This window comes from Micromonospora sp. CP22, assembly GCF_009712475.1.
Classification (GTDB): Bacteria; Actinomycetota; Actinomycetes; order Mycobacteriales; family Micromonosporaceae; genus Micromonospora.
Window position 1 is genome coordinate 144441 of record NZ_VCJO01000009.1, and the last position, 14316, is coordinate 158756.

Sequence of the window (14316 nt, forward strand, 5' to 3'; positions counted from 1 at the left end):
GCGAGGCTACGGCGCGCGACCAGGCGCCGTATGCAATCTTCACATGGATTCGGTCGGTTGTGCGGACGCTCCGGTAACGGGACAACGTCCGGCGGGCTCGGCGGCGGCGCCTAGGGCGAGAGCACGCGCCTCCGGGTCCAGATAGAAGTTCGGGCGAAGGTCGGCTTCATGGTAATAGCGGTGGAATACGGGGGTGGCGCTGCCGGACAGCGGCGGCACGATCCAGGTCCAGTCGGCCGGGACGGAACGGCCCAGGCGCTCCTCCCGCTCGATGTGGGTGCAGAACAGGTGGGCCTCGGTGTGGTGGTCGCTGATCCGCACACCCGCCGTGGTGAACGAATGCAGCACGGCTATGTTGAGCTCGACCATGGCCCGGTCGCGCCACAGCGTCGCGTCCGTGCTGGTGTCGAGGCCGAGCTTGTCGGCCACGACGTGCAGCATGTTGTAGCGGTCGAGGTCGGCGAGGTTACGGGCACCGATCTCGGCGCCGAGGTACCACCCGTTGAACGGCGCGCACGGGTAGTGGATTCCGCCGATGGTCAGGCGCATGTGCGAGATGGCCGGTACGACGTGCCAGCGCAGATCGAGGTCGGCGAACCAGGGGTGTTCGGGGTGGCTGAGGTGGACTTCACTGACCGCGTGTTCGGGTAGATCGAACAGGCGCGGGCCCTCGGCGGGAGTGTCGATGACCAGCGGCAGGATGTCGAATGCGGTCCCTTTGCCGATCCAACCCATCGCGCTGACGGCGGCGGTGAAATCGACGTACCGGGGGTCGCCGACAACGTGGCCGTCGGATTGCCGGTGTCCCGCATAGCGGATGAGCTGCTCGTTCCAGATACGGGCGTAAGGCTGACCGGGTCGGGCCGGCGGAAAGACCGTGATGGTGGGTCGGATGTTGCCGTTGTTGGTCGCGCTGCACAGATGATCGACCACGCTGCTGTAGATGCCGTCGGCGGTGTGCACATCGCGACGATCGAGCAGTCGCAAACTGCGCCAGTACAGGCGACCAATGCAACGTGACGAGTTACGCCAGGCGACCCGGGCACCGAATGTGAGTTCTTCACGCGTGTGCGTATAGGTGCCGGTGGCGGCGATCTCCGCGCGGACCGCGGCCAACCGAGCGCCCAGGTTTTCGGCGTCGTCGTTCTCGTCGTGGAACAGCCGAAGGAACGCTTCGGCCTCGTTTAGGTCGGTCGGGGCATCGGGATCCCACCGGGAGGTGGGGATGTCCCGGTAACCGGGCACTCCCCCACCTCCCGACGCCGCACTCGAAACGGTTGGCGGGCTCGACTGGCCGGCACCGGCGGCGCGCGGATGGGTCTGCGTCACTGCGCGGCCCGCCTGCTGCGGTTGATCGCGGTGCCGAACACCTTGTCCCAGTACGGCGCGGAAACCCCGAATCCACGGCCGTCGTCCCGGAAGTGGTGCCGCATGTGCAGCTCGTGCAGCCATTTCATCGGACCGGACTTGGGACGGGAGTGGTGCAGATAGAGGTGGATGAGGTCGTAGGCGAGGTAGCCGAAGACGAAGCCGGACGCGTACATGCTCGGCAGGTCCAGCAGCACGATCGACACCAGCAGGGCGATGCCGACGATCGGGATGGACAGCAGCGGGGTCATGATGGACCGGCGGGAATCCTGCGGATAGTCGTGGTGCAGGCCGTGGACGATGCGGTGGAACCACGCCCCCCAGCCCTGCTCCGGTTCGAAGTGCAGCACCAGCCTGTGACCCCAGTACTCGACGAGAGTCCAGGTCAGGTAGCCGCCGACCGCCCAGCCGACCAGTGCCGGCGCAGACGCCTGGCCGAACGAGGCCACTGCGGTGACGACGATGACCGGCAGGTAGAGGGCGACCGCGACGAGCGGGTGAACATGGACGATGTTGTCGATGACGGTGGATGAGAAGACGGCCGGGCCACGGCCCCGCAGAATCGCTCCCCGATTGGCCATGGCACTACACCTCGCGAGTGAGAGTCGTCGCCCGAGCCCGCTCCTCGTACTTGACGCGAGCGGCGGCGTCGGTGGTCTTGAGCAGTTGGTCGGCCTTGAGCAACCGACCTGCGGCGTCACGCCACCCCTGCGGCAGTAGACCGAGGATCCGGGTGACCGGGTTCGTCCAGCCCGGCACGTAGACGTGGTAGCGGGGACGGCGGGCGGTACGCACGGTGGCGGCGGCGATGTCGGTCGCCTTGAGGTAGGGCACGAAACGGCCCTTCCCCACACCGGAGGTCAGTTCGGTCTGGGCGGGAATCGGCAGGATGATGGAGAGGTCGACGCCGGTTCCGCGCAGTTCGCCCCGGACGGCTTCGGAGAGTCCGACGACGCCGTGCTTGGCGGCGGAGTAGGTGGCGCAGCCGGGCAGGCCCACCATCCCGACGGCGGAGACCATGTTGATGATGTGGCCACGGCCCCGGGCGCGCATCCGCGGCAGCACGGTCTTCACGCCGTTGATGGTGCCGAGCAGGTTGACGTTGAGCTGCTGGGCGGTGACGTCGTCGCTCTCGTTCTCGAGGCGTCCGACGAGCATGACGCCGGCGTTGTTGACGAAGACGTCGATCGGCCCGAGGTCTTCCTCGACCTGCCGGCAGAACTTCTCCACACTGCCGGAGTCGGTGACGTCGAGGGGGAAGGCGATCGCGCCGATCGACCTGGCCGCGCTGACGGCCCGGTCGAGATCGCGGGCGCCGATGGCGACCTGGGCTCCGGCCGCGATGAACGCCTCGGCGGTGGCACGGCCGATGCCGAGACTGCCGCCGGTAATCGCGACGACCTTGCCGGAAAGGGTGCGTTTGGCCATGGTCAGAACCTCCTGGGCTGGTCGGACAGGTGATCGCCGGCGGCCGGGGCCAGCCGCCGGTAGCTTCGGGCATGCCAGAGCAGCGGCTGCCCGGCGTGATGGGAGACGGCCGTGATCCGCCCGACGACGATGGTGTGATCGCCGCCGGGGTGGGTCTGCTCGACGGTGCAGGTGAACACCGTCAGCGCGTCGCCCAGTACGGGCACCGCGTCGACGATGCGGTACGGGGCGCAGGCGAACCGGTGCCCCGGGTGCGGTTCCGGGTTGGCGAACGTGTGGGCCAGCGCGCCGTGCCCGGCGGGCAGCGTGTTGACGGCGAACCGACCGTGCGCGCGTAGCCGGGCGAGCGTGCCGGAGGTGTTGGCGGCACACACCAGCAGCAGTGGTGGATCCAGGGACAGCGACGCCACCGCGCTGGCGGTCATCCCCACCGGTCCGTCGGGTGCGAGGGTGGTGACCACAGTGACCGCGGCCGGCAGGTGGGCGAACGCCTCGCGCAGCGCCGGGATGCTGACCGCCGGTGGCCCGGCCGCCTCGTCGCCTCCGGTGGCCGCCGCGTCACGGGTGGCCGCAGTCGACATGTCATCCCCTCTGCGCGGCGAGCACGGGAGTGTCGGCGTCGCTGAACGCCACGTCGTCGCCGAGGAGTCCATGCAGGATGAGCTGGATGCTCTCGGTCAACGCCTCGCAGGCGATCGGGTCGACGATGGCCGCGAGGCTGGGCATTCCGAGGTCGAAGCTGCACGCGAAGCGCACCTTGACGCCGGAGTCGTCGGTCCGCACCGACCAGGCTCCGTCGAACCGGTGGAAGTCGCCGTCGAGCTGGGTGAACGCGATGGTCTGGGTGGCGTCGTCGAAGGTGTCGCGTTCGGTCCAGCAGAGCACGCCGTTGCGGAAGTTGACCGACCAGCGGGTCTCCACGGTGTCGTCGTCGACGGCGAGTACCTTGACCTCCCGGACGGCGTCGGTGTAGCGGGGGTAGGCACCGAAGTCGCGGAGTTTGTTGTAGACCTCGGCCGCGGTGGTCGCTGGGACGAGGGCGTCGATCGTGACATCAGGCACGGCGGACCGCCTTTCGATGAGTCGTTGCGTGGCGAGTGAGCTGCTGCGCCGCGGTGCGCAGCGCGCTGTGCAGCTCGTCAAGGTCACGGTCGGTCAGGACCGCCGGCGGGGTCAGTCGGACGACCCGGTGCGCGTTGAGGGAGTGGTTGACGACCACCCCGGCCTCCAGCAGGTGCAGCATCAGCTGCCCGGCCAGTGCCTCGTCGGCGAGTTCGACACCGAGCAGCAGTCCTCGGCCACGGATGTCGGTGACGACATCACCGCGCAGGTCGCCGAGCGTCTCGTCGAGCACCTGCCGGATGCGCTCGCCGAGGCCGGCCGCCCGGGTCACCAGCCCGTCACGGGCGATGACCCGGACCGCCGCCGCGGCGGCGGCCATCGCCACCGGAGCACCGGCGAAGGTGGAGGTGTGCAGGAACGGGTCGTTGTCCAGCGGCGCATAGGCTTCGGCCGTCGCGACCGCGGCGGCGACGGGGACGACACCGCCGGAGAGGTTCTTACCCACGAGCAGGATGTCCGGCCGTACGCCCTCGTCGTCCGCGCCCCACCAGGAGCCGAGACGGCCGAGACCGGTCTGGATCTCGTCGAGCACGAACATCGCCCCGTACGCGCGGCAGAGTTCCTGCACCCGGGTCAGGTAGCCGGGCGGGGGCACGACCACGCCGCCCTCGCCCTGGACGGGCTCGACCACGACGCACGCCTGGCCGTGCCGTTCGGCCAGCACCGTCTCCAGGGCCGACGGGTCGCCGTACGGCACGTGGACGCTGTCGAGCAGGGGCCGGAACGGCTCCTGGAACACCGGCCTCGCGGTCAGCGCGAGCGCGCCGGTGGTCTTGCCGTGGTAGCCGCCCGTGGCCGAGACCAGGACGTGCTTGCCGTGGGCCCGGGCCAGCTTGATGGCGGTCTCGGTGGCCTCGGCGCCGGAGTTGACGAAGTGGACGTAGTCCAGGCCCGCCGGCGTCACCTCCGCCAGGGCCGCCGCCGCCGTGGCCGCCGTCGGCTCCAGCAACAGCCGGGTGGCCATGGGATGGCGGCGGATCTGACCGATCACCGCCTCGGTCACGTCCGGGTGCGCGTGCCCGAGCAGGAAGACGCCGTAGCCGCCGCAGTCGAGGTACCGTCGGCCGGTCGAGTCCCAGACGTGCGCGCCGGAGGAGGCGACCTCGATAGCCGCGCCGGTCATCGCGGCGATCCGGGCCCGACCTCGGCCGATGTGTCGGCGGTAGGTCTCCAGCACCATCGCCGTGTCGACGTGCGGGGCCGGCGCGGTCTGGATCTCGGCGGCGCTGGTCATGCCGGTGCCCCCACCCGGGCGGCCACCGGTGCCACCAGCTTCTTGGCGTGGGCCAGGTAGATCAGCGATGCCCGGTACGCGTCGGTGACCTGCTCGGCCGTCAAGGCCGTGGGCTGCCGGGGCAGCTGCCCGAGCGTGCTGGGGAACACCGGCGCGTTGACGAACAGCGCGGTCATCGCGAGCAGATCGTCGAAGCGCCGCCGCGCGGGCGGGGGCAACGGGTCGATGAAGACCGGGCGGATCAGTCTGTCCACCATCTCCGGCTCGACCATCCGGGGGCGGTTCACCTTGATGCCGAGTTCGGCGCCGACCGACACCGCGGTGTCGATCGTCACCTCGATCGTCGGGGCCGCCCGCCCGGCGGTGATCCAGACCTCGCCCTCGCTCTGCCGGTCGAAGACCAGGGAGGCGATCGCGCGGGCGACCACGTCACAGGGTACGAAGTCGAGCCGCGAGGTCGCCGGCATCGGCATCAGCGGAAGGAGGTTGCGCAGCAGCACGGTGGAGATGCCGTGCAGCCCCTGGAAGCGGCTGATCGCGCCGGTCTGGGAGTCGCCGATCACCACCGAGGGGCGGATCAGCACCGCCGGCACACCGCTGTCGCGTACCACCTGCTCGGCCATCCGCTTGGAGTCCAGATAGTCCTCCGGCCGCGCGCTCGCGTCTCCGGTGCCACGGCCGAGTGACCGGCGGGTCAGCTCGGTACGGGCGACGAACGCCGTGGAGACGTAGTACAGGGGCGCGCCCGCGTCCGCGGCGAACGCGACCACCGCCTCGGTCCCGGCGATGTTCACGTCCTCGGTGACCTGTCGGCCACCGGAGAAGCCGGTGTGCGCCGCGCAGTGCACGACCGCGTCGACCCGGGCGGCCAATGACGCGTAGTCGGCCGGGGCCAGGCCGAGTCTGGGCGCGGTGACGTCTCCGACGACCGACTCGGTCGCGTCGGCGCAGGGGGTCCGGTGCACCAGGGCCACCACGTGAGCGGGCGCCAGTTCCGGAATGAGGGCGGTGCCGACCACCCCGGACGCGCCGGTCAGCAGCACCGTTCGAACAGCCGTCATGATCACAACCTTGGGTTGGCAGAGGTGTTGTCAAACGCCGACGACAGGCAGGTCGGCGCGGTGAGGCGACGTGGCGGAAAACGGCACCGCGCGGCCTACGGCACGCGCAGCGGCCCACCGGTGAAGTAGTCGCGCAGCGACGCGGCCATCCGGTGACGTCCGGGTGGGTGGAACGCCAGCGCCCGGCAGGCGCCCGCGAGGTAGGCGACCTCGCCCGAGGAGATGAACGCCATGCCGCCCAGTGCCTCGACGGTCAGGTCGAGCACCCGGGTGATCGCGTCCTGCACCGCGTAGCGGCAGACGAGCACGTCGGCCAGGCGCTCCTCGTTGATGGGCCCCGACCTGGTCGCGGTGCCCTCCACCAGCAGCGTCGCCGCCCGTATCGTGCTGGCGACCTGCGCCTGCACACCGACGTCGGCGCTTCTCGACTCCAGCAGGCGGTCGGCCAGCGCGGTGGCGGCCCCCAGATAGCTGGACGCCATCAGCAGCTCGAACCAGACGAACCCGACCGTCTGAAGGTGGTCCAACCGGTCTCCGTCGACCAGTTCCGTCCGCACCACCAGGCTCTGTGGGACCTCGACGTCGGTGAGGATCACCTCGTCGCTCTCCGCTCCGGCCAGGGCCGGAGTGTTCCAGAACGGCCGCACCGACACTCCGGGGGCGGCGGCCGGCACCACCGCGATCGCGAGCTGCGGCTTGCCGTCGTCTCCGGGGAGTACGACCGAGGCGGACAACAGGTCCATCGACCGGGCGAGGCTGCAAGGCTTCTTCGTGCCGTTGAGCACGACCACATCGTCGCGCTCGGTGGCCGTCATCGTCGGCGTGAGGATCCCCTGGCCGGCCCGGCCCTCGGAGAACCCGGAGGCGACCAGGAGGGCGTCGCGGGCGACCGCGGTCAGCAGCATCCACTCCATCCCGGTCGACGTGGCGGTCAGCTCCACCAGCGAGGCCATCGAGAAGTGGTGCATCGTGGTGGCGACCGCCAACGACGGCGACCGGGCGCCGATCGCCCGTTGCACCCGGGTGGCGGTCAGCAGATCCCCACCCAGCCCACCGTGTTCCTGCGGCACCAGCAGCGCCGGCCCGCCGACCTCCTTGAACACCGCCAGACCGGGCGCGTCCGGCTGTTCCCAGGTCGACAGCGGCGACTCGGCCAGCCGCTTGTCCAACCCGGGAAGAACCTCGTCAAGTACCACGCGCGCTTCATCGAGCAGCCGCATGCTGGAGCCCCCACTCAGCGAGCCGTCATCGTGCGCCTCGTGGAGCCGGCCTCACCCGAAGGATGGCCGTACTCCTGTCTGGCACGCGAATCACACTAGGGATCGGACCTGCAACGGAGGTCACAGCTGACGACAGGGCTCAGGCAATCTTCTGCACAGGGAAAAGAGAAAGTTAACCAATGTCATGCAGATGTCTTGCATCTCCGCTGACCATAAAACTCGCCAAAAGGCGGAAACGTAGAAGCCGGACATCCCGCACATCCGTCGGTCGCACGGCCCGCTGAGCGGCCGGAGCCGCCGTTCGTCGTGCGTAATTTTTCCGACAGTCGGCTAGAACGGGACACACTCGAGCCGGCCGTGCGCATTCCGCACGACCACACAGCGCTTTCCAGGCGGGTGAATAATCAGGGCGAACAGAACGTGGACGCCGTTGGGCGCGACATCACCCGAGCCAAGCCACCGTCCTGTCCGGACGAGTTGTTAACAGCGCAACTCACTGTCGGGCATTCGCACCCGAAAACCGACTCCCCGCACCGACTCGATCCACCGCCGGTCACCGAGCTTCGTCCGCAAAGATCCGACGTGGACATCCAGCGTTCGAGTCGAGCCGTGCCAGTTCTCGTCCCAGACCCGTTCGATCAACTCCTGACGCCCGACCACCGCTCCCGGGTCGTCGAGCAAAGCCGCGAGCAAATCGAACTCCCGCCGGGTCAACGTGACCTCACGGTCGTGCAGGGAGGCACGGCGTACCCGCAGGTCCACCTGGAGCGGGCCGTGGCGTCGCTGCTCCTCCACCGGCGGTCCCGCCGACGCCCCCCGGAGCGCGCGGCCCGCCTCACCCACCTCGCCCACCGCGCCGCGCCGCACCACGGCGTCCATTCGGGCCAGCAATTCCCGCATGCTGTACGGCTTCACGACATAATCGTCCGCGCCCGTCTCCAGCAGCAGGACACGATTCAACTCGTCACCGCGACCGGTCACCACGATGATGGGTATCCAGGAGTGCTGCCGGATTCGCCGACACACCTCCTGGCCGTCGAGGTCGGGTAGGCCCAGATCCAGCAGGATGAATTCGGCCTTGCCGAGCACGGTCAGCGCCTCAACACCCGTCGTCACGTGCTCGGCCTCGTGCCCGAAACGTCGCAGCGCCAAGACCATCGTCCCGGCGAGTGACTCGTCGTCCTCCACCACAAGCACCCGCACAGTCCCTGCCCCCCAGCTGACCTCGGGCACGCATATTTGGCGAACACACCTATCACGGGGAATCAGCCATCATCATAGGCGCTTCAGATGTGAGCCTCTATGGGGGCTTCAACCCTCGACCACGGGCGAAAAATGTGATCGTCCAACGGGTGGGACTAAGCGGAAGTGCCCGTCGAAGCGCCAATTACCAGGCCCGGCCCCGTGTCTGGGACTCCGGCATGAGGAATGCATAGTCAGGTCGCCAAAGAAATCCCTACCGAGAATGTCCGACCGATGGACATCACTTCAGTGCTGTCGGGGGATCAGGGTCTCATCGCAATGTCTCGCGCCAGCCGTCCGGATGGCCATCCGCCCCTAACCACCTGGCGGAACGCCGTGACACCATACCGGTGCAACTTGCCACATCTGTCACGGTGCAACCGGGTTGAAGTCCACTTGCGCCACACCACCGCCGGAGAGTCACAAACGCGACGGAACCATCACTGCATGTATTCACGATTGCGGTCGAGTCTGGCGACAACCATCCGACAGACCTGACCTCCGAGTGCGGGTCGACGAACTTTATTCTTTTCCATCAACTACGTCCAAAAGAATCTTAGCCCGCTTACCTCGGCACGCTTTCGGCGGCGTATTTCCCCAGGACGAAACCGCACCCGCGCACCCGGCGCCCGCGCACCCCCCGCCGGTCGAGCCGATCGTCGCGCGCAAGCCCTCCAGGGCGTACGCGTATGGGGGCAGGAGGGGACAAAGCGTCGAACGCTACCCGAGCGCCGATGACCGGTCGGCCGTACGCCGCGCCACAAGGCACTCCCCGAACCCACCCTCGACGTGTCACGATTCAGGGCACGGGGCGTGCGGGGGCGCGTCGAGGGGCTGCGGGGCGCGCCGGTGGCGCGATGAGGAGGATGTCCGGTGTCAGCGGGTGGGGCCCGCCGGGGACGGCGGGACAACGGTCTCGACGCGAGCGAGTACGCCATCGCCGGCGACGTCGACCCGCGCGTCGGCGAGCACCTGCTCGACGTGCTGGCCGCCGGGGGGATCGCCGCCTACCTACAACCGTCGGCCGACCTGAATCCGGTCACCCGCACCACCACCGTGCCGTCCCGGCCGGTGGACCGCCTCTACGTGGACCGCTCACACCTGAGCACCGCCCGGGACTACCTCAGCCAGCTCGCCGACGAGACCGGCGGTGTCCGCGCCAGCGAGGAACCGGACATCGACGCCGAGTGGGAGCGGATCGTCGCCGGCTTCCACACCTCACCGGGTACCGGCGACCACCCGTGGCCCGCCGCCGAGGACGTGGACGACCAGACCGGGCAGGGCGGGGGCACGGCGACCGCCACCCGGCCCGGCACCGAGGAGCCCGGCCCGACCGCCACCGACGTACGCCGGCTGCCCTACGCCGCCGACATCTCCGGCATCTCGGTGGGACATGGCGGCCCCCGGGACGGGGAGGGACCGTCACTGCTGGACGGGCTGGACACCTTCGGCGCGCAGCTGCCCGACGACCCGGACGACGACGAGCGTTACGTACCGCCACCACCGCCGCCGCTGCCCCGGGTGTCGAAGTTCGCGGTGGCCGGCATCCTCGCCGTGCTGCTCGGCTTCGTGCTGTTCCTCTTTCCCGACCTGCTCCCCGCCGACCAGGGCGTGGTGACGCTGCTCGGTTTCACCGGCATTCTCGCTGGTTTCGTCACGCTGGTGTGGCGCCTGCGTCCCGGCGACGCGGAGGACCACGACCCCGATGACGGCGCCGTCGTCTGACCTCCGCACCGGGGGGAGGCCGTCCGGATACCGGGACGGTGACCGACCGTGCCAATGTGCGTAACAGTGGTGTAACTTACTGTCAGTAGGAATACCGCAGTACGTCACGTCAAACGCTGACTGCCCGGTTGTTCCTTCTCGTGGCGGTCAAGCCCCTGCTGATCGGAATGCCCGAGATGCGACAGAGTTCCCTGGTGGTGGTGGCCAACCGCCTACCCATCGACGACAGCGTGGCCCCCGACGGCGCCTGCGAATGGCGGCGCAGCCCCGGCGGTCTGGTCAGCGCTCTGCACCCGCTGCTGCGCCACACCCCCGCGACGTGGGTCGGCTGGGCCGGCGGGACCGGCCCGGCGCCCACCCTGCCGGACATCGACGGTGTGCGGATGCACTCCGTGCCGCTGAGCAGTGAAGACCTGCGCGACCACTACGAGGGGTTCGCCAACGCCACACTGTGGCCGATCTACCACGACGCGGTCGAGCAGCCGCAGCACCATCGACGCTGGTGGGACGCGTACCTCCGGGTCAACCAGCGGTTCGCCGAGGCCACCGCGCAGGTGGCCGGGTCCGGTGCGGTGGTCTGGGTGCAGGACTACCACCTGCAACTGGTGCCGGGGCTGCTGCGCGCGCTCCGACCCGACCTGCGCATCGGCTTCTTCCTGCACGTGCCGTTCCCCCCACCGGAACTGTTCATGCAACTCCCCCGCCGAGCCGAGTTGCTGCGCGGGATGCTCGGTGCCGACCTGGTCGGCTTCCAGCGGGCCCAGGCCGCGCACAACTTCGCGCAGCTGGTGACGAAGGTGCTGGGGTTGCCGGCCACCGACCGACGGATCGGGGTCGACGACCGGGTGGTACGCATCGGCGCGTTCCCGGTGTCGATCGACACCGCCGAGATGGCCGCGCTGGCCGACCGCCCGGACGTGGCGGACCGGGCCCGCCGACTGCGCGACGACCTGGGCAGCCCCGAACAGGTGGTGCTCAGCGTCGACCGGATGGACTACACCAAGGGCATCGAGCAGCGGCTCAAGGCGTACAGCGAGTTGCTCGCCGGCGGGCACGTCAAGGTCCGCGACACGGTGCTGGTGCAGGTGGCGGTGCCCAGCCGGGAACGGGTCAGCCAGTACCAGATCCTCCGGGACCGGGTCGAGCGGGAGGTCGGGCGGATCAACGGTGAGTTCGGTCGGGTCGGCGAGCCCGCGATCCACTACCTCACCCAACCGTTCGACCGCGCCGAACTGGCCGCGCTCTACCGGGTCGCCGACGTGATGGCGGTGACCCCGCTACGCGACGGCATGAACCTGGTGGCCAAGGAGTACGTCGCCGCCCGGGTCGACGACACCGGGGCGCTGCTGCTCAGCGAGTTCGCCGGGGCAGCCGCCGAGCTACCGCAGGCGTACCTGGTCAACCCGCACGACCTGGAAGGGCTCAAGCAGGGCCTGCTCGCGGCGTTGCGGGCCGACCCCGCCGACGTCCAGGAGCGGATGCGGGCCATGCGCGCGCACCTGCACGAACACGACATCCGGGCGTGGGCCCGCTCCTACCTGTCCACCCTGGACCAGACCGGCGCGATGCTGGCCCACCTCGGCGGCAGCTGAGACCGGTCCAGCCGGGCCACGCCCGCGACGGTCAGTCGCGACCGTCGCGGGTCGGGTCCTTGACCAGCCAGTCGAGGATCGCGTCGATCGGCTCCCGCCAGCGGGCGTCGAGCATCATGTCGTGTCCCATGCCCGGAAAGAGCAACGGGGCCGACCCGTACCGTTGGGCGGCCCGGGTCAACGCCGAGGCCGGCACCACCCGGTCGTCCGGGCTGCCCACCACCAGCACGGGCGGGTCGCCCACCGCCGGTTCCGGATCCGCGCCGGTCACCAACTGCCACTGGGCCCGCCGGGACGCCCGCCCCAGCCGCGCGGTGTACCGCCGGGCCTCGGCGTCGGGCAACTCGCCGCTGAACAACTGTCTGCGGTTCAGCCGCAGCCCGGCGCCGAACACCGCCGGCAGGGTGCCGAGGGGATTGCGACGCAGCGCGGTGCCGAACGTCGCCCAGCCGCCGAGCACCGGCGCCACCAGCACCGCCGCCCGAGCCGGATAGCGGGCCATCGCGTGCGCGGTCACCAGGGCCCCGGCACCGTGCCCCACCAGCACCGCCTGGCGCGGCAGGCTGGCCGCCACCTGGACCACGTCATGGGCGTACGCCCGCAGGGTCGCCTCCGGCGCCGGGTCGCTGCCGCCGTGCCCGCGCAGGCTCACCGCGTAGCCGCTGAAGCCCCGGGCGGCGACGTGTCCGAGCCAGTTCTCGGCGTACGCCCACGCACCGTGACCGAAGCCCGGCACGAACAGCAGCGGTGGCCGCCCCTCCTCCAGCTCCGGAACGGCACTGAGCACCTCACGCCGGACCGGACGCACCGGCCGCGCCCACTCCCAGCCGCGCATCACCTGCTCGGTCACTTGCTCTCCAGCTCGCGTAGGGCGCGCGCCAACGCGCGCAGGTAGTCGGCGTGCCCGACCTCGAACCAGTGCCGGGTCGAGTCCTTGACCCGGGCCGCGTACCGTTCACCGGCCCCGGCCCGCACCCGGGCGGCGAAGGCCGTGGCCCGGTCCGGACGGCTGACGCGCAACCGCAGCAGCCGGGCGAAGAGCACGGCCTGCCAGTGGGCCAGGGGGAAGAGGCCGGAGTCCGGTTGCAGCAACCCGGTCACGGCGAGGGTGGGATGATCCGGCACGAAGGCGTTGAGCCACAGCCGGGGCCGGCCCACCCCCTCGTCGTCGCCGAGGATCTTCCCGTCGAGGAACTCGAAGCGGGGCAGGTAACCGGTGGCGAAGACGACCAGTTCGGGGTCGATCTCCCGGCCGTCGGTCAGCTCCACCCCGTGCGGGTGGAACCGGGCGATGTCCGGCACCGGGGCGATCCCGCCGTGGCCCACGTGGTAGACGAGCAGACTGTTGGCGATCGGATGGGTCTCGTACACCCGGTGGTCCGGCTTCGGCAGGCCGAAGCGGGTCAGGTCGCCGACGGTCAGCCGCAACGTCCGGTGATAGAGCCACTGGCGTACCCGCAACGGCACCCGCAACGCCAGTAGCAGGTCGTTGACCTGGTCGGCGGGGCGACCGAAGACGTACTTCGGGGCGTACCAGTAGCCACGGCGGGTGGAGTGCCAACACCGCGACGCCTGCTGGGCGGCCTCCACGGCGATGTCGCAGCCGGTGTTGCCGGCACCCACCACCAGCACCCGCTTGCCCCGCAGCTGCGCCGCGTCCTTGTACGACGAGGCGTGCATGACCTCGCCACGGAACTGCTCCAGCCCTTCGTAACGAGGCAGCTTCGGCGACCAGTTGTGCCCGTTGGCGATCACCACGGCGGCGTACCGGGAGGTGCGCTCGGGGCCGTAGCCGCCGGTGCTGCGGGTGGTGACGTCCCACCGGTCGTCGGCGACCGGCTCGACGCGCACCACCTCGGTGCCGAACCAGATGTGCCGGCGCAGGTCGAAGTGGTCGGCGTAGCGCTCGAAGTAGGACAGCAGCTGGCTGTGGTGCGGGTAGTCCGGCCAGTGGTCGGGCATCGGGAAGTCGGGGAACTGGGTGAACGGCCGCGACGAGATCAGGTGGGTGCTGGCGTACACCGGGCTGCGGTCGTGCCGCCAGTTCCAGGCGCCGCCGACGCCGGTCTCGCGTTCGTAGCAGTCGACCCCGAAGCCGTGCTCGACGAGGTTCTTGACGGCGGTCAGTCCGCTGGCGCCAGCGCCGATGACGCAGACCGTGTCGCCCCGGTCGGAGACCGGGCGGCCGTCGTGGCCGTGGGCGAGCGTGGTCGGCTCCGGATCTGGTCGGCCGGGCTCGGTGGAGGTGGGCACCGGGGATCTCCTTCGTCTCGGCACGAGTGCCGGGTCGCGCGAAATCCTCTCCACATCTGGGCGGGATGTCC

General features: G+C 70.0%; 13 protein-coding genes. 2 read left to right on the forward strand and 11 right to left on the reverse strand.

The features are described 5' to 3' along the window. Positions 1-39: 39 nt before the first annotated feature. The 9 genes from FF096_RS16975 to FF096_RS17015 form a co-directional block, all read right to left on the reverse strand. Positions 40-1245 (reverse strand): nitric oxide synthase oxygenase, encoded by a 1206-nt coding sequence (locus tag FF096_RS16975; protein WP_309223441.1) that lies wholly within the window; start codon positions 1243-1245, stop codon positions 40-42. Positions 1246-1325: 80 nt separating this feature from the next. After that, positions 1326-1949: a sterol desaturase family protein gene (locus FF096_RS16980; RefSeq protein ID WP_155219260.1), complete on the reverse strand. Its 624-nt coding sequence runs from the start codon at positions 1947-1949 to the stop codon at positions 1326-1328. 4 nt (positions 1950-1953) lie between these two features. Beyond that, positions 1954-2796, reverse strand: coding sequence for an SDR family oxidoreductase (locus FF096_RS16985; protein WP_155219263.1), 843 nt, complete (start codon positions 2794-2796; stop codon positions 1954-1956). Between the two features lie 2 nt (positions 2797-2798). Further along, complete coding sequence (locus FF096_RS16990) at positions 2799-3377, reverse strand: flavin reductase family protein (protein ID WP_155219265.1); 579 nt, start codon at positions 3375-3377, stop codon at positions 2799-2801. A gap of 1 nt (position 3378) precedes the next feature. Next, positions 3379-3858: an SRPBCC family protein gene (locus tag FF096_RS16995; protein WP_309223442.1), complete on the reverse strand. Its 480-nt coding sequence runs from the start codon at positions 3856-3858 to the stop codon at positions 3379-3381. Continuing rightward, entirely contained in the window at positions 3851-5152 is a 1302-nt protein-coding gene (locus FF096_RS17000; RefSeq protein WP_155219268.1) for an aspartate aminotransferase family protein, read from the reverse strand. The genes FF096_RS16995 and FF096_RS17000 overlap by 8 nt, the downstream gene beginning before the upstream one ends. After that, complete coding sequence (locus FF096_RS17005) at positions 5149-6213, reverse strand: SDR family oxidoreductase (protein WP_155219271.1); 1065 nt, start codon at positions 6211-6213, stop codon at positions 5149-5151. The genes FF096_RS17000 and FF096_RS17005 overlap by 4 nt, the downstream gene beginning before the upstream one ends. A 95-nt stretch (positions 6214-6308) precedes the next feature. Further along, positions 6309-7409, reverse strand: coding sequence for an acyl-CoA dehydrogenase family protein (locus FF096_RS17010; protein WP_309223443.1), 1101 nt, complete (start codon positions 7407-7409; stop codon positions 6309-6311). Positions 7410-7913: 504 nt separating this feature from the next. Next, positions 7914-8630: a response regulator transcription factor gene (locus FF096_RS17015; RefSeq protein ID WP_309223444.1), complete on the reverse strand. Its 717-nt coding sequence runs from the start codon at positions 8628-8630 to the stop codon at positions 7914-7916. 918 nt (positions 8631-9548) lie between these two features. Between FF096_RS17015 and FF096_RS17020 the strand changes: the two genes are divergently transcribed. Both FF096_RS17020 and FF096_RS17025 read left to right on the forward strand, forming a co-directional pair. Then, entirely contained in the window at positions 9549-10400 is an 852-nt protein-coding gene (locus FF096_RS17020) for a DUF308 domain-containing protein (protein WP_309223445.1), read from the forward strand. 176 nt (positions 10401-10576) lie between these two features. Continuing rightward, positions 10577-11992, forward strand: a complete 1416-nt coding sequence (locus FF096_RS17025) for a trehalose-6-phosphate synthase (RefSeq protein ID WP_155219278.1) — start codon at positions 10577-10579, stop codon at positions 11990-11992. A gap of 31 nt (positions 11993-12023) precedes the next feature. Here the strand turns inward: FF096_RS17025 and FF096_RS17030 are convergent, their stop codons facing one another. Continuing rightward, positions 12024-12842, reverse strand: coding sequence for an alpha/beta fold hydrolase (locus FF096_RS17030; protein ID WP_309223446.1), 819 nt, complete (start codon positions 12840-12842; stop codon positions 12024-12026). Next, the gene (locus FF096_RS17035) at positions 12839-14245 is read right to left on the reverse strand and encodes an NAD(P)-binding domain-containing protein (RefSeq protein WP_309223447.1); all 1407 of its coding nucleotides are present in this window, start codon (positions 14243-14245) and stop codon (positions 12839-12841) included. Before FF096_RS17035 ends, FF096_RS17030 begins: the two co-directional genes overlap by 4 nt. Positions 14246-14316: the final 71 nt, after the last annotated feature.